14 protein-coding genes are annotated in these 15,261 nt (G+C 61.8%); 4 read left to right on the top strand and 10 right to left on the bottom strand.

What is annotated here, in order from left to right:
• Positions 1–160: 160 nt before the first annotated feature.
• The 3 genes from EN935_RS05725 to EN935_RS05715 all read right to left on the bottom strand — a co-directional run bounded on the left by EN935_RS05725 (position 161) and on the right by EN935_RS05715 (position 2,741).
• Positions 161–859, bottom strand: coding sequence for a DUF1223 domain-containing protein (locus EN935_RS05725; protein ID WP_109663506.1), 699 nt, complete (start codon positions 857–859; stop codon positions 161–163).
• Positions 860–1,127: 268 nt separating this feature from the next.
• Positions 1,128–1,499, bottom strand: a complete 372-nt coding sequence (locus EN935_RS05720) for a DUF559 domain-containing protein (protein ID WP_127264490.1) — start codon at positions 1,497–1,499, stop codon at positions 1,128–1,130.
• Between the two features lie 63 nt (positions 1,500–1,562).
• Positions 1,563–2,741, bottom strand: coding sequence for a TadE/TadG family type IV pilus assembly protein (locus EN935_RS05715; RefSeq protein WP_127264487.1), 1,179 nt, complete (start codon positions 2,739–2,741; stop codon positions 1,563–1,565).
• A gap of 191 nt (positions 2,742–2,932) precedes the next feature.
• Here EN935_RS05715 and lepA point away from each other — a divergent pair, with 191 nt between their 5' ends.
• Positions 2,933–4,738, top strand: a complete 1,806-nt coding sequence (gene lepA / locus EN935_RS05710) for a translation elongation factor 4 (RefSeq protein ID WP_126067019.1) — start codon at positions 2,933–2,935, stop codon at positions 4,736–4,738.
• Here lepA and EN935_RS05705 read toward each other — a convergent pair.
• On the bottom strand, positions 4,710–6,362 hold the full coding sequence (locus EN935_RS05705; protein ID WP_127264486.1) for a hypothetical protein: 1,653 nt from the start codon (positions 6,360–6,362) through the stop codon (positions 4,710–4,712). The two genes, lepA and EN935_RS05705, sit on opposite strands and share 29 nt — an antisense overlap.
• A gap of 66 nt (positions 6,363–6,428) precedes the next feature.
• On the opposite strand from EN935_RS05705, the gene EN935_RS05700 reads away from it, so the two are divergent.
• The 3 genes from EN935_RS05700 (at position 6,429) to EN935_RS40705 (ending at position 8,291) form a co-directional block, all read left to right on the top strand.
• Positions 6,429–7,256 carry a hypothetical protein gene (locus EN935_RS05700; protein ID WP_127264485.1) on the top strand — a complete coding sequence of 276 codons (828 nt, stop codon included), beginning with the start codon at positions 6,429–6,431 and terminating at the stop codon, positions 7,254–7,256.
• Positions 7,257–7,264: 8 nt separating this feature from the next.
• Complete coding sequence (locus tag EN935_RS05695) at positions 7,265–7,717, top strand: YbjN domain-containing protein (protein ID WP_127264484.1); 453 nt, start codon at positions 7,265–7,267, stop codon at positions 7,715–7,717.
• Between the two features lie 106 nt (positions 7,718–7,823).
• Positions 7,824–8,291 (top strand): hypothetical protein, encoded by a 468-nt coding sequence (locus EN935_RS40705; RefSeq protein WP_245468893.1) that lies wholly within the window; start codon positions 7,824–7,826, stop codon positions 8,289–8,291.
• A gap of 394 nt (positions 8,292–8,685) precedes the next feature.
• Here the strand turns inward: EN935_RS40705 and EN935_RS05685 are convergent, their stop codons facing one another.
• From EN935_RS05685 to EN935_RS05660, 6 genes are all read right to left on the bottom strand, one after another.
• Complete coding sequence (locus EN935_RS05685) at positions 8,686–8,874, bottom strand: hypothetical protein (RefSeq protein WP_127264483.1); 189 nt, start codon at positions 8,872–8,874, stop codon at positions 8,686–8,688.
• A 461-nt stretch (positions 8,875–9,335) separates the two neighbouring features.
• Complete coding sequence (locus EN935_RS05680; RefSeq protein WP_127264482.1) at positions 9,336–10,976, bottom strand: ABC transporter substrate-binding protein; 1,641 nt, start codon at positions 10,974–10,976, stop codon at positions 9,336–9,338.
• 412 nt (positions 10,977–11,388) lie between these two features.
• Complete coding sequence (locus tag EN935_RS05675) at positions 11,389–12,336, bottom strand: alpha/beta hydrolase (protein WP_127264481.1); 948 nt, start codon at positions 12,334–12,336, stop codon at positions 11,389–11,391.
• 11 nt (positions 12,337–12,347) lie between these two features.
• Positions 12,348–13,028, bottom strand: a complete 681-nt coding sequence (locus EN935_RS05670) for an isochorismatase family protein (protein ID WP_126067012.1) — start codon at positions 13,026–13,028, stop codon at positions 12,348–12,350.
• A complete protein-coding gene (locus EN935_RS05665) occupies positions 13,025–14,320 on the bottom strand; it encodes a Xaa-Pro peptidase family protein (RefSeq protein WP_127264480.1) in 1,296 nt (431 codons plus the stop codon). The genes EN935_RS05670 and EN935_RS05665 overlap by 4 nt, the downstream gene beginning before the upstream one ends.
• Positions 14,321–14,589: 269 nt before the next feature.
• Positions 14,590–15,261 (bottom strand): GlxA family transcriptional regulator (locus EN935_RS05660; protein ID WP_164771023.1); only part of this gene is annotated, 672 nt, incomplete at its 5' end.

The raw sequence follows: 15,261 nt of genomic DNA, 5'->3' as shown, positions 1-15,261 counted from the left end.
GTCGAGCACAGAGCGAGAGCGAGCGCCGGCAGCGTCAGGCGAAACAGTGTTGTCATGGTGGGTCTCCTTGGCGGTTGGTCGTGGAAGGCGCGCCCTCTTGGCGGCCGTGCTATGCGGCGCCGCGGGTGCGGCGTTTGCGCAATCTCTTGTGAAGCGTGATCTAGTTTGTCGCGGCGGCCAGGATCGGCCCGCCGCCGGGCGACTGCACGAGCACGGCGGTGCTCAGGCCGTCCGAAGCTGGCGGCAGATCCAGCGCCGTGGCGGCGCCGGTCCAACTGCCGAGTTTCTTCAGCGCATGCACGACATTGGCGTGCGGCAGGGTGCGGCCGGTGTTTTCGCCGCGCGCCACCGGCACCTCGACGACGCCTTTGAGGTAGCGCACCAGCCAGACATCGGCCCGGCCGGCCGGCGCGGCGCCAGCGCCGATGCTGATCTTGCCATCGTTGAGCGACAGCGAAGGGCCGCTCGCCTGGCCACTCGCCGAAATCAGCTTCTGGATCTCGCCGGGAGCGGCGCCGACGACATCGGCGTGGCCGTTGACGACCACTTGCGGCGTGAACGGCCCGTCATGGCCGAGCGGCGGCTCGTAGCTGACCTGGCGCTGGGTGAATTCCTGGCGGCCGAACGTGTCCTTCCAGCCGAGATAGTCCCAGTAGGTGACGTTGAACGACAGCGCCAGCACGCCGGGCTGGTCCTTGACCTTGATCAGATTGGCGTTGGCCGGCGGGCAGGACGAGCAGCCCTGGCTGGTGAACAGCTCGACCACGGTGAGCGGCTGGGCGGCCGCCGCACTGAGCGACACTGCCAGCGCGAGCGCGGCCAGGCTGGACAATGCGATAGGCTTGCGGGATGACGGCATCGGCTTGCTCCGTGGGCGGCGGCGCTTCGAATGCACCGCTCATGTCCCCACTTCGCCGCCGCCCGCTGCTTCGTTACAGCGCTCACCGGTTTGTGATCGCTAGCGTTCTTCCCTTCTCCCCTTGTGGGAGAAGGTGGATCGGCGCGTAGCGCCGAGACGATTGAGGGGTGTTCCAGCGGAGTGAGGCGTTGGCGTTCCCTGGAACACCCCTCATCCGTCGCCTTCGGCGACACCTTCTCCCACAAGGGGAGAAGGGAAGTCGGAGCCACTACCGCCAAGGCTGCAGACTCCTATCCCGTACATAGGCGATGATCGTGTCGCAGACGGCGTTCAAGTCTTTCAGAACGTCATCGTTCCAAAAGCGCAGAATGCGAAAGCCTCTCGCCTCCAGGTCAGCCTTGCGGACACGGTCAGAATCCGGCTCCGGGTGTTGGCTGCCATCAATCTCGATGATCAGGCCAGCTTCGAAGCAGACGAAATCGGCAATGTATTTTCCAATGGGAACCTGGCGTCGAAATCTTATCCGGTCGAGCCTCCGGTCGCGCAGCTCACGCCAAAGCCTGTCTTCTGCCTCCGTCATTACACGCCGGAGCGAACGGGCGAAGCTTCGTTTGGCTGGCAGGACAGGTTGATGCGGCATGGCGCCAGATAAACCGGCCGTTCCACCTTCTCCCACAAGAGGAGAAGGCAAGAAGCGCAGCGTCTACTGCGTCAGCAGCGTGTCGGACGGGCGCCGGTTGAAGTCGCACTTGCCCATCACGCTGTAGAAGAAGTCGGCGTTCGTAACGTCTGGCAGTGGAGGATTGTTGCCGCCGTCTTCCCATGCCTGGTCGCTGGTCTCGCCGCAGGGCACAGCGGCGAAGATGTCGACGATCGCGTTGCCGGCAACCTCGACGGGGAGGTATAGGGAAGGGTCCAGGGTCTTTTGTGCCGCGGTGCCGTAGCCGGCGCCCAGGTATAGCCGGTTCGACGTGCTTGCATCGTTCGACTTGAGCGGGTTGACCGGTCCGGACGGCACATTCATCTGCAGATAGAGCTGGTCCATCGTGCTCACGTCGATTGTTGCGCCACTGCTGTTTCCGGCGGTATTCGTGGTTGCGCACGTCGTCTTGAAATAGATGGTGGAGCCGCTCGTATTTCCGCTTTTTGCCACTGCGGTGCTTCGGTAAACGCCCGCGGTGGGAGTGAAATCGGTTTTTGATCCTACTGTCGTGCACACTTGGCTCTGAACCTGCGTCTGGGTTGTTCCCGACACAGTGGAAATAGTTGTCGTACCGTAACCTTTCGGGTCGGCAGCGGTATAAGTCTTACCCCCGCTCGTATAGGAATAACTATACCCTTTGTAGACATAGTCGACCTTCATCATGGCCGTCGGTGTGGTCGTGGAGGTCGAACCGAAGGGAAGGCCGTACACGGTCATGGTCTTGTTCCAGTAGCCTGAAACGTGATCGACGTTGAATGTAGCCTGGACCAGCGCCGGCGTTTTGCTGACCGCCGACGTAACGCCGACCGCCACCGTGGGGATCCTGGCGATCTGCATGAAAACGGTCGGCATGGCGAAGCTTGCCGAAGCCTGCGCGGTGGCGGTGCCGTTGGCGCTGACGTCGAAGGTGTTCAGCGTCGCGGCGCCCTGTCCGCCATTGGCTACGTAGGAAGCCTGCATCGCCACCTGGCGCTGCGCCTTCGTCGAGGCGGTATCCATCGTGGTGATCGACAGGATCGCGGCATCGAGCGCCGCCTGCTCGGTCGACCTGGTCTGGACCGCCGAGGTGTAGTCGACCGAAAAGCCGACCGCGGTGATCAGCGGAATCATCATGACGATGAGGATCGGCGCAAATGCACCGCTTCTCGACTCGATAAACCTGCTTGCCAGCCCCCGCATGCCTTGATCCTTACAACGGAATATCACTACCGGCTAACATGGCACTCCCCAATTATGCTCTAACTTACTTGGTTAAAATTTATCGACTTTTCGCGAAACCGCCTGACAAAGCCGACAAACGCCCGCAGCGCCCGTCCCGGCAGCAGCCTGCGCCGCTTGCTCGGGCAAGCCGCCCCTGCTAAACGCGCGCCATGAGCACGCCCCTCGACCACATCCGCAATTTCTCCATCGTCGCCCATATCGACCATGGCAAATCCACGCTTGCCGACAGGCTGATCCAGCTGACCGGCGGGCTGGAGCTGCGCGACATGAAGGAGCAGGTGCTGGACTCGATGGACATCGAGCGCGAGCGCGGCATCACCATCAAGGCGCAGACGGTGCGGCTGAAGTACCACGCCAACAATGGCGAGGACTATATCCTCAACCTGATCGACACGCCCGGCCATGTCGACTTCGCCTATGAAGTGTCGCGCTCGCTCGCCGCCTGCGAGGGTTCGCTGCTGGTGGTCGACGCCTCCCAGGGCGTCGAGGCGCAGACGCTGGCCAATGTCTACCAGGCGATCGACAACAACCACGAGATCGTCGTGGTGCTGAACAAGGTCGACCTGCCGGCCGCCGAGCCCGAGCGCATCCGCGAGCAGGTCGAGGAGGTGATCGGCATCGACGCTTCCAACGCCGTGCTGATCTCGGCCAAGACCGGGCTTGGCATTCCCGATGTGCTGGAGGCCATCGTCCACCAATTGCCGCCGCCGCGCGAAGGCGACGCCACGGCCCCCTTGAAGGCGATGTTGGTCGACTCCTGGTACGACGCCTATCTCGGCGTCATCGTGCTGGTGCGCGTCATCGACGGCGTGCTGAAAAAGGGCCAGACCATCCGCATGATGGGCACCGGCGCCAAGCATCTGGTCGAACGCACCGGCGTGTTCACCCCGGCCCGCATCAATGTCGACGAGCTCGGCCCCGGAGAATTCGGCTTCTTCACCGGCTCGATCAAGGAAGTGGCCGACACCCGCGTCGGCGACACCATCACCGAGGACAAGCGCTCGACGGCCAAGGCGCTGCCCGGCTTCAAGCCGGCGCAGCCGGTGGTGTTCTGCGGCCTGTTCCCGGTCGACGCCGCCGATTTCGAGGACCTGCGCGCCGCGGTCGGCAAGCTGCGCCTCAACGACGCCAGCTTCTCTTTTGAAATGGAAACCAGTGCGGCGCTCGGCTTCGGCTATCGCTGCGGCTTCCTTGGCCTCTTGCATCTGGAAATCATCCAGGAGCGGCTGGAGCGCGAGTTCAACCTCGACCTGATCGCCACGGCACCATCAGTCGTCTACCGGCTGCTGCTGACCGACGGCTCGATGAAGGAATTGCACAACCCGGCCGACATGCCCGACGTGGTGAAGATCTCGGCGATCGAGGAGCCGTGGATCCGCGCCACCATCCTGACGCCGGACGACTATCTCGGCGGCATCCTGAAACTCTGCCAGGACCGGCGCGGCATCCAGGCCGACCTGTCCTATGTCGGCAAGCGCGCCATGCTGATCTACGACCTGCCGCTCAACGAAGTCGTCTTCGATTTCTACGACCGGCTGAAGTCGATCTCCAAAGGCTACGCCTCCTTCGACTATCACCTCACCGACTACAAGGAAGGCGACCTGGTGAAGATGTCGATCCTGGTCAATGAGGAGCCGGTGGATGCGCTTTCCATGCTGGTGCACCGCACGGCGGCGGAAAAGCGCGGCCGGCAGATGTGCGAGAAGCTGAAGGAGCTGATCCCGAACCATCTGTTCAAGATCCCGATCCAGGCCGCCATCGGCGGCAAGGTCATCGCCCGCGAAACCATCTCGGCGCTGCGCAAGGACGTCACCGCCAAATGCTATGGCGGCGACGTCTCGCGCAAACGCAAGCTGCTGGACAAGCAGAAAGAAGGCAAGAAGCGGATGCGGCAATTCGGCAAGGTCGATATCCCGCAGGAGGCGTTTATCCAGGCGCTGAAGATGGGCGATTGAGAAGGGGCCATCCATCTCCCCACACCTCGACAGCCACCACAGGGCTGGGGTGGTCTAAGGGTACGAGTACTTGCTTGATAGCGATAATGTCGTCAGTGGAGTCTAAGAGGAGTCCTATGCCGCAGTGTGAGTAGATCCTGGTATCTCCACGTCGAACGTTCCATCTGTTTAAACGGTTGGTTAGCGACATGCTGTTAGTCACAACTACTCTAGTTGCGGCGAGCAAAGCGGCTCTTCGCGCGCGGCTGCTTATCCAAGACCCATCGATACCCTTCTGATCAAAGGTCCAGCAAGCGGATTTATCAAATATAGGCGCGTGGAGCCAATCCGCGCGCAAGTGCGCCAGAAGCCAATCGCCTGGAGCATCCTCATTTACGTCGGCGCATATTAGGTTGATTATTCTACCGGCACCAGGCAGATCACACACGATCAACTCGTCACCTAGTTCAATATTCTCATACAATGTTCCAGAAAGAACATCAAAATCGACATTAAGGCCGAAGCGGTCTATTTGCGATTGGCTCAGGTTCCACGGGAAAAGCTTTGACTGCCTGACGATCTCGCGTCCCATAGAGTCAAATATAGCGACGAAGTTGCGTGCCGCCTTTCCGCTCTTGGTATCGCAGTCTGAGAATCCGGCGAATATATATCGTAATTTTGGAATAATACCTGTTGACTTCCATTGATTACGTGTCAGAGACAATATCTCATTCTGCATCCATTCCAAATTGTGCGCGTCAATTGCACACTCTGGAAAGAATAAGGTTGAAACGTCGGTCGACAAGGCCGATGTTATTATCGATCTAATCCGCTTCACAGAGTAAGTTGGCCGTACGCAGTATCGCGTTCCATCGCCGGAGATTTCTATTCTGGCATCCTCCTCCGCCTCTAGCGCAGGCGCGATGGCAATTACTTCCATGTTTTCGTGGATGGACGTGGGAAGTACATTATCGGTTACTGCAAGGTAGCTAAGCCGGATGTGCCGCCTCGAAGAACTGCCGTTCTGTGGATTCTGAATTGGCAGTTGTGATGGCAGAAAGGCCGTAGCCGATAGCAGTTCACGCAGAAGCATCGGTCTACTCGCCATGGGCAGCGGCATGGGAGGCTCAAGCCCGATCATGCTGTTTGGGGAGGCCCACTCCGTTAGTTCACGAGCGGGGCGGCCCCATGCGGAGGCCGGAATCACGATGCCATCGATGGATAGACCAAATAGACCATCCGCCGACATTCGGTCCTCGACGACAACGTGTCCCCGCCGCTTGGGAAGAAGTTCAGGGCTGTCCGACGGCACGAGAGGGAGGTGCCAGCGATCAAGGATCTGCACTGCGCGAACGGCTAGGAAGAACTCTTCAGAGGTTGTAGGTGGAGAAATCGGCCATTTCATTTCGCTCGTTGCGAGGATCAGTATGTCAGCGGAATCGAGCGTCCATTCATCGACGCCGTTGTCGAAAGGCAGGTCGTCCATCAATCTTTCGGTGGCCTCCGAAAGCCAACGCTCGAGCTCTTCGTTTGCGATGTCCCGGGAGCACTCCACCGCAAACAGCGCGCCCGCAATCCCCGCCAATGCGTCTGAAGGGCTTTCCGGCAAAGCTCGAGCTACCGACATTGGATCAATTGACGTCAATTGATTTCCATCCTAATTTTAGTGCGAATTGGACTCCCGCCACGAGTTACCGCAAAGGGTAAGCTATTGAGCGACAATGCACCTTCCATTGAGCAATTTGATAATTTGCTCAACAACGCCGTGAGCAATGAGGATTGGGCTGCTGCAACTGTCAGTCGAGATCGGTTAAAGGCGCTACTTCTAGATGCGTTAATATCGGGAAACAGCGACGATATCGCGCTAATCGAGAATGCATTGAGCCGCGTACGGGCCAAGCTCGCTCTCGACAGGGGAATCGAATTGGGCGTTGGCCCAGAGGCGACCACCTGGATGCTGGCGGCGGACATTGGAACAGCGCGCTTGGCCCAACGCCTTCGACCCATGCTGCAAAGTAGCAATATAGAGGCCTCTGCAAAAGATAAAGTTCTGAAAGCCATATCATCAAGCAATCGAAATGGCGTCACTAATTCTCAAATACAAAAGAGAACGGGTCTCCGAGCCGAGACTGTGACTAGGTGCCTGCAGGCGTTAAGGACGGAAGGCTTAGTCCGATCTCGTAAGGTTGGCAGATTGCGTATAAATCAGCTTGCGAACAAGGGGAAGCCAAGTGCGGCCATCAATGACGTCAACCGCACAATTTTTCAAAGACAGAGGAAGTATGCTGCACAAAATAAACGATACGTCGTGTTCCCGCTAACGCGCAGCGACGATTTTATCATCGTCGAAAAGGGGAACGTACAAGTTGCAGAAAACGAAAGAGTGGAATTAAGTGGAACAATGAATATTGCAAATCCCGAAGATTTATCGATCGGCTGGAGCGATAAGCCGACAGAATTTGCTTTGCAGGATGACAAGAGTTTTGGATTTGCCAAAAACAAACCTAGTCTCAGAAAACTTATGGCGATAACGGAATAGGTTCACCAATGTCTGAAGAATTGAGCAAGAATGAAGATCTTCAAAAGAAGTACATCGAGGCTATTGCGGACCATCTTCAGGAGATTGGATATAAGGCAAAGATTGATCAAGACTATGTAATACGCTCTGCGGCCGGCGGTTATACGGTCATTGTGGCTCCGAAAATTGATATTGCTCTCCCTTCATCCGGAAACATACAATTTCATTGTGGAGTATCTAAAGAAGGGACAAATATCGGCCTGGAAGACGTTAATGGCTATAACAGACGCCTACGATTTTGTAAGATGTTCTTGGACGAAGATAATGATATAGTGGTGCAGTCCGATTTTTTCTTTGACGCTTTCGCAGAGGATGCTGGACGGCGACTAGAATCGATGATGCTAATTGTGGAAACATCAGTCAATGAGCTGAGACAGACCATGGCTGCTTCCGTTAGAGAAAATGATTCTGAAAAAGGCTAAGATCCATTTGGACGTCTAAGACAGCCCCAACCTTGCATATCCTCTCCCCGGCTCGGGAGACACGCGTTCCACTCTGGATATCGTCGCCGCGATCGGCTCGCCATCAGTGGCGCTTTTTGGCTTTGCCGGCACTTTTGTGGCCAGCGTCGAACTGCGCGAAACTCTGTGGACGATCGACGGCGCGGGGCTCGTGGTTGCCACCGCGTTGCTGACGATGAAATATCAGCGGCTGGGCAATGACTGCATCACTGCCGGCTTCCTGACCTTCCTGGCCGGCGAGACCCTGCTGCTGGCCGGCAATGCGGCCGGGCTGGAGGCCAGCGTGCCCTCCTATGTCGGCGGCATCACGCTTTGGGCGGCAGCACTGGTCATGGTCAGCGCACCGAAGACTTTCGCTCTGTGGATGCGGCTCACCGCGCTCGTTGCCGCCGTGCTGTTTGTCGCATCAGCTTGCATGATCCTCTGGGGCGCGCCCTTGCTGCCGACCTCGGCACCGCTGCCCGCCGCCGGCTATCCGTTCCTGGTGCTGACTTTCGCCGGCTGGATCTGGACGCTTCTCAGGCCCGCGCGGTGAGCTGGCCAGGACGCGTGCATTGACATTGCCCGCGCACAGGCGCCTTTGGGCGCCGGCCATTGGGGGCTTAGGGGAAACATCCATGAAAAAGACCTATCAAAAGCCGACGCTCAACAGGCGCGAAAAGCTTTCGGCGGTGGCGGCGTTGGTTTGCCTGTCGAACTGCGGAAAACTGTGACCTGACGAAGCCCGCTTCGGACTATGCCGGGGCGGGCTTTGTTGCTTCGGCCGCTTCGGTAGAGTTGGTACGAATGCGTACAGACCAACCAAGCCCGGTTGATCGTGCCACAATCGGAGCATAAAAAATCCGGGCGGCGGTCCTCTATCAGGTCGCCAGTGGCCGACGCGGGCTCAGGCAACTGCCTCACCGGCATTCGCGTCGGCCATTTCTGCTTCACTTGCGAATGATCCAGGCGACGAGGCCGCTGTCGACATGCGCGTTGTGCGTGAGTTTGCGCACCAGGGCCTTGGCGTGTTCAGTCCATTGCGCCTCGGGGATGAGGCGTTCGGCAATGGATGTCTTGAAGGCCCTTCGCAACGCATGGAAAGTAAGCGCGGGCACCGGGCCCGTAGAGTCTTCCATTGCATTGCTCCCAACGGGGGCGGGAGCACGCTGACACTCTCAAGCACCAGCGCCCATACAGTGGCCAGCGACAGCGAAACCATGCGCCCTGTGGCGGCGGCGGTCCACCGCCTGGCACCGCACGTTTTGCGCCGTACATGAAATATAGGGCCTGGCGATGCGCGCGGGCGGGAGATGTCGACGTCTCACGCGCTTTGGGGCAATCCCTTCTCCTACTGTGGAGAAGGTAAAGTCAACGTCAGTGCTGCCCCTCATCTGGCTGCCGCCATCTTCTCCCCGTAAACGGGGCGAAGGACGCTGTCATCGCCGCTTTCGCCAATCCCCAGCGTTGCAAGAAAGGCGCCGGCGTTGCGGCCAGCGTCTTTCTCCCCGTCACTATACGGGGAGAAATGCCCGGCAGGGCAATGAGGGGCGGCGCTGGCCTCGGCTTAAAGTCCCTTCAACGCGTCACGGTCGACGCCTCAGCTTTCAATCCAAACCTTCTCGAAATGCTGCTCGAGCGCCTGGTGCTGTTCGCAGCCTTCTACGCCCTTGCGGTAGGTCCTGTACACCGAGCGCCAGTAGGGTTGGATGATGATGCCTGAGTCGCGCAGATTCTGCTCGATCTTGCCCATGATCTCCTTGCGCGCCTTGGCGTCGGGCGTTGCCAGCGCCTTGTCGAGCAGCGTGTCGAATTCGGGATTGGCGTAGGCGCTTTCATTCCAGGCGGCGCCCGATTTATACGCCAGCGCCAGCACCTGGACTCCGAGCGGGCGGCCCAACCATTCGGTGCAGGAGAAGGGGTATTTGCTCCAGTCGTTCCAGAACGTGGCGGCCGGCAGCACGGTGCGCTTGATCTTGAGGCCGGCCTCGCGCATCTGCGCGCCGATGGCGTCGCCGGTGCTCTTTTGCCATTCGACATCGACGGAGATGAGCTCGAATTCATGGTCGGCCTTGCCGGCCTCCGCGAGCAGTTTCTTCGACTGCTCCACGTCGCGCTTGGCCGGGCCGATATCGGCATATTCGGGATGCATGGGGCCGACATGGTGGTTGTCGGCGGGCTTGCCGCGGCCGCCGAGGCCGAGCGTCAGCACGGCGGAATTGTCGACGGCGAGCTGGGCGGCGCGGCGCACCTTGACGTCGTCATAGGGCGCGTTGCCGACATTGAAGCGGGCGACGATGGTGGAGCCGGTGGCGATCTCGGAATTTTTCAGCCCCATCTGCTCGGTCTGCGAGACGGCGTCGGAGGCGGTTTCGTGGTCGGTGTCGATCTCGCCGGATTCGAAGGCCGACAGCATGGCGTTGGGGTCGGAGCCGTAGTCGACCCATTTGATGCCGTCGAGGTGGAATTCGCCCTTCCACCAGGGCTTGTCCTTGCGCTTCACCTCGGCGCCGGTCTCGGCATCCCAACTGACCAGCTCGCAGGGGCCGGTGGTGATGGCCAGCGCCTTCAGCGGATCGCCGTCGCCCTCATAGGAGCGGTGCATGATCAGCGCCGGATAGTCGGCCATGCCGGCGATCAGCGAAATGTCGGGCTTCGGCAGATTGAGCTTGATGGTGAAGTCGTCGACCTTGGCGATGCCGCCATCGACCACCTTCTTGGTGTCGGCATTGACCAGCGCGCCCATGCGCGCGGCGACCGAATTGCCGGGCACGGAAGCATCGCACCAGCGGGTGAGGTTGTGGATGACATCGTCGGCGTTGAAGGCATCGCCGTTCGACCAGGAAATACCCTTGCGCACATGCAGAGTGAGGGTCTTGGCGTCGTCGCTCGCTTCCCAGCTTTCGAGCAGCCAGGGCTCGAAGGAGAAGTCGGTGTTCCAGCGCACCAGATATTCATTGCAGTGGCGGGCAACGTTGGACATCTCGACGCCGTCGAAGGTGCGCGGGTCCTTGAAACCCTTGACGTTCATGGCGACGCGCAAGACGCCGCCTTTTTTTGGCTCGGCCGCGCGGGCAGGGGTGGTGCCGAGCCCGCCCAGCGCCAGTGCGCCGGCGGCACTGACGCCGAGCCCGGCCATCAGCGCCAGATACTCGCGGCGGTTGATGCCGCCGGTCTTGAAATCATCGGCGACGGGTTTGGCTTGCGGGTGCAGTTTGCGGTCGGTCAGCATGAATTTCATCGTCGTTCCCCTGTTGTTGGGCGCCCCGGCGGACACATCCGACGCGGTGTGGCGCAGCCGCCGGGACGCCGTTGCCTGAGCAGGTGAATGATAGAGCGGGGTGACGCTGCGGAGTGTTCGGTTTTCCGCAGTGATTGTGCGGCGCTCCGCAGGGGGGCAGCTTGGGTTCCTCGCCCCACGAGAGTGGGGAGAGGTGGCTCGGCGAAGTCGAGACGGAGAGGGGACCGCCCTACGAAGCCCCCTCACCCAGCCTCCGCTTCGCTCGGCTGACCTCTCCCCGAGGGGAGAGGAGACTTGCAGCGCCGGCGGTTCCCTCTTCTCCCCAGCGGGGGTCCGAAGGACGGGCGAGGCCCGTGACTCGCCCCGGCAAAGGTGGCCGCGAAGCGGCCGGATGAGGGGGCCTTCGCTACGTTCAATACGGCCAATCACCCTTACCCAGCGCCGCGACCGCGGCGATAATCCGCGCAAACGCTTCCGCCGCCGCCGGCACGGTAGCCCGGGCGCGCAGGAAGCTGTGCACCAGCCTCGGCTCCTCGTGCCACCACGCCTTGCCGCCGCTGGCCAGAATGCGGTCGCGGTAGGTCTCACCGTCCGATGACAGCGGGTCGCACTCGGCGGTGACGATCACCGTCGGTGGCAGGGCGGAGAAGTCGCGGTCGCGCAAGGGCGAGAAGGTCGGGTCGTCGGGCGATTGCCGCTTGGCCGAGCGGACGTCGCGGTAGAAGGCGATGTCGGCCACGGACAGCAGCGGCGCAGCGGCGTGCTCGACATAGGAGCCGGTGCTCTCGTCGCCGCCGAGGCCGGGATAGATCAGCACCTGGCCGATGGCGGCCCTGATATGCCTGCGCGTCGCCTGCGCCACGGCCGCGGCCAGATTGCCGCCGGCGCTTTCGCCGCACAGCACCAGCGGCAGGCCGGATGTCACCGCCGCCCATCCGAAGGCGATGACGGCATCGTCGAAGGCGGCCGGGTGGACATGCTCCGGCGCCAGGCGGTAGTCGACCGACAGCACGTCGAAGCCGGTCCCGGCGCAGAGCTCGGCGCAGATGTCGTCATGGCTGTCGAGCCCGCCGAGGATGAAGCCGCCGCCGTGGTAGTAGACCACCAAGGCCCTCGCGGCCCTGCCGGCGAACTGGTAACGCCGGACCGGGATGTCGCGGCCGGCGGCGGCGATCAGGCCGTCGCTGGCCTTGACGCGGGGCGGGCGGCCCTGGTGGAAGGCGCGGCTCATGCGGTCATAGACGGCGCGCTGCTTGTCGATCGGCAGGCCGACGATTTCGGGCGGATACCAGGCGTTGACCGCGTCGATATAAGCCCACAGGGCCGGGTCGAGCCGAGTTTCGTATTTGCCCCGCGTCATGCTTTCGGCAGTCATAGATCGGCGTAGAGTGCGGCCGCGTTGTCGAAGCTGAAGCGCAGCGGCACCGAGCCTTCGACCTGCCAGGCGGTGACGGTCTCGCCGGCCAGCAGCCGGCAGGCGCCGTCAGTGTTGGTGACGGCGCCGCCATAGAGCCGATTGGCGAGGTTGAGGATACCGGTCTGGTGCATGGCCGCGCTGCCGCTGCCGCAGGCATCCTTGACCAAGAGCACGCGAAAGCCTTTCGCCACCGCATCCTTCACTGACGCGTCGATGCAGGCCTCGGTCCAGACGCCTGATACGACCAGCCATTCGATGCCGGCCGATTTGATGTCGCGTGCAGCCGGCCCGGAGCGGAAGGCGCTGGCCTCCGCCTTGATCAGCAGCGCCTCGCCCTTGATCGGCGCCACCTCGTGGCAGATCTCGGTCAGCGGGTCGCTCTTGTCGGAGAAGGCCGACTTGCCGTCCTCACCGACCGGATGAAAGGGCCGGTCCTGCTTGTCGAGATCGACGATGTAGGCCCAGTGGTAGAGCGGCACGTGGTTAGCGCGCGCCGCCGCCTGCAGGCGCTGGACATTGGCGAGGATCTCGGCAAAGCCGTCGACGAGGTAGCGCGGGTCCTGCCGGTGCTCTTCCTGCAGGTCGATGAAGATCGCGGCCACGGTGCCGCGCTTGATGGCGATGGGAGCCTTCACGCGAGAAACTCGTCCTCATAGGGAAAGCGCGACAGGAGTTCGGTGCCGGTGTCGGTGATCAGGATCTCGTCCTCCAGCTTGACGCCCTCGCGGCCGCCTTTCTCGCCGATGTAGCTTTCGACGCTCACCACCATGCCTGGCACGATATGGCCGTCGCGGCCATAGGTCTCGTAGTCCATGGCGTGTGCGATGAACGGCGTTTCGCCATGCATGCCGACGCCGTGCATGACCGAGGTGTAGCGCTGGTCGACGAAACGGTCCGGGATCTTCCAGGCCTTCTCGGCGATCTCGCGGAAGGCCATGCCGGGTTTGACGATCGAGATGTTGTGCTGAACCTGGTCGTGCGCCATGCGGTAGAGCGACTTCTGGTAGGGCGTCGGCTTGCCCGGCCCGCAGCGGAAGGTGCGGGAGAAATCGGAATAATAGCCGTAGCAGCCGATCGTGTCGGTATCGAGCGCCAGCAGTTCGCCCGGCCGGATCTTGCGGCCGCTGGCCTCGTTGAACCATGGATTGGTGCGCTGGCCGGAGGTCAAGAGCCGCGTCTCGATGAACTCGCCGCCCTGGCGGATGACCTCGCCATACATGATGGCGAACAGGTCGTTTTCGGAGACGCCGGGCTTGATCGCCTCGCGCACCGCATAGACGGCGGCCTCGGCGCCGGCCATCGACACCTGCAGGCATTTGACTTCCTCCGGCGTCTTGACCGCGCGCACCGCCAGGATTTCGCCCTGGCAATCGCGAACCTCGCAGCCGCGCTTTTCCAGGGCCAGCGCCTGCAGATGGCTGCAGCGGTCGAGGCCGAGCTTCATCGAGCCGCCGCCATGCTGCTTCAAGAGCTCAGTGATCTCGTCGGCGAAGGGGCCAGCGGTCTCGTCGTCGCGGCCGGAGACCGACGACCAGACGAGCTTGGAAGGACGCGCCTCGTCGATCGTGTCGAGCACCATCGAGACATGGTAGCTCTGCGGGTATTCGAACAACACGATCGGCCCGTCGGTGGGCACGAAGAAATAGCGGGTCGAGTTGCGCAGGAAATAGCCGAACATGTTGCGCGAGCCGGTGGCGTAGCGCTGGTTGTAGGGGTCGAACAACACGACGCCGCCATAGCCTGCCTCGCGCATCCAGCCGCGCAGTTTTGCCAGCCGGCCCTTGCGCAGAGCGTCGGCATCGATGAAGGACGGCTCGGTGTCCGACAGCCACATGCCGCCGGCCGGATCGGCCGCCGCCGGGTGGCGCATGCGGTCCTTGAAGTCCACGTCCTCGGTGCTGTCGGGGTCGAATACGACGATGCTCATGGGTGCCTGGCCTTGGGTGGGGTTGGGAGGTCGGAGCATGGCGCAAGAGGGGCGGATGGATTGTGCGGAAAACCGCGTGTGTTGTGCAGGATGCCGCTGGAGCCCTGCAACGTGTGGGGCAGCCCCCTCACCCAGCCTCCGCTTCGCTCGGCTGACCTCTCCCCGAGGGGAGAGGAGACTTGCAGCGCCGGCGCCTTCCTCTTCTCCCCAGCGGGGAGAAGGTGGCCGCGTAGCGGCCGGACGAGGGGGTCTACCCTCAAGTGCCGGCCCTAATGCCTCCGCGCCAGTTTCGGCGGGTGCCCGTGCTCCTCGCGAAAAGCGCGGGCAAAACTCGACATCGAGGCGAAGCCGCAGGCCAGCGCTACGTCGCGCACGGCAAGCGTCGAGTGCGCCAGCAGATCGGCGGCGCGTTTCAGCCTGAGCCGCCGGTAGTAGCCGTTGGGCGAGATGGCGAGTTCGGAGCGAAAGCTGCGTTCGAGCTTGTCGGAGGAGACGCCGAGCTTCGCGGTCAGCTCGGCCATGCCGAGCCGCTCCTCCACCGCATCCTCCATGATAGCGATGGCCGACAGCACCAGCTCGTTCTGGACGCCGGTGCGCAGGCGCAGCGGCATCATCTTGCGGTCGATGCTGGAGCGCAGCTGGCTGTGCACGAACCATTCGGCGACGCCGGCGGCAAGTTCGGCGCCATAGTCGCGGGTGATGATCTCCAGCATCATGTCGAGGCTGCCGACGCCGCCGGCCGAGGTGAAGCGCTTGCGGTCGATGACGTAGAGGTCGCGCCGGAGCTCGATGTTGGGAAAAGCCTCGGTGAAGGCGGCCTGGCTGGTCCAGTGCAAGGTGCAGGCATGGCCGTCGAGCAGGCCCGCGCGGGCGAGAAAGAACGCGGCGTCCGCCACCGCGCCGATATGGGCGCCATTGCGCAGGCTCTTGCGGATCCAGTG

Origin of the sequence: Mesorhizobium sp. M7D.F.Ca.US.004.03.1.1 (assembly GCF_003998635.1) — a bacterium.
Lineage (GTDB): Bacteria > Pseudomonadota > Alphaproteobacteria > Rhizobiales > Rhizobiaceae > Mesorhizobium > Mesorhizobium loti.
Note: the sequence above shows the minus strand (reverse complement) of the source record. Positions and strands in the feature narration are given on the sequence as shown.

Coding starts and splice junctions, on each gene's coding strand:
- lepA (WP_126067019.1), top strand. CDS start 2,933: ATGAGCACGCCCCTCGACCACATCCGCAATTTCTCCATCGTCGCCCAT.
- EN935_RS05695 (WP_127264484.1), top strand. CDS start 7,265: ATGTCTGAAGAATTGAGCAAGAATGAAGATCTTCAAAAGAAGTACATC.
- EN935_RS05715 (WP_127264487.1), bottom strand. CDS start 2,741: ATGCGGGGGCTGGCAAGCAGGTTTATCGAGTCGAGAAGCGGTGCATTT.
- EN935_RS05685 (WP_127264483.1), bottom strand. CDS start 8,874: ATGGAAGACTCTACGGGCCCGGTGCCCGCGCTTACTTTCCATGCGTTG.
- EN935_RS05680 (WP_127264482.1), bottom strand. CDS start 10,976: ATGAAATTCATGCTGACCGACCGCAAACTGCACCCGCAAGCCAAACCC.
- EN935_RS05665 (WP_127264480.1), bottom strand. CDS start 14,320: ATGAGCATCGTCGTATTCGACCCCGACAGCACCGAGGACGTGGACTTC.
- EN935_RS05675 (WP_127264481.1), bottom strand. CDS start 12,336: ATGACGCGGGGCAAATACGAAACTCGGCTCGACCCGGCCCTGTGGGCT.
- EN935_RS05725 (WP_109663506.1), bottom strand. CDS start 859: ATGCCGTCATCCCGCAAGCCTATCGCATTGTCCAGCCTGGCCGCGCTC.
- EN935_RS05720 (WP_127264490.1), bottom strand. CDS start 1,499: ATGCCGCATCAACCTGTCCTGCCAGCCAAACGAAGCTTCGCCCGTTCG.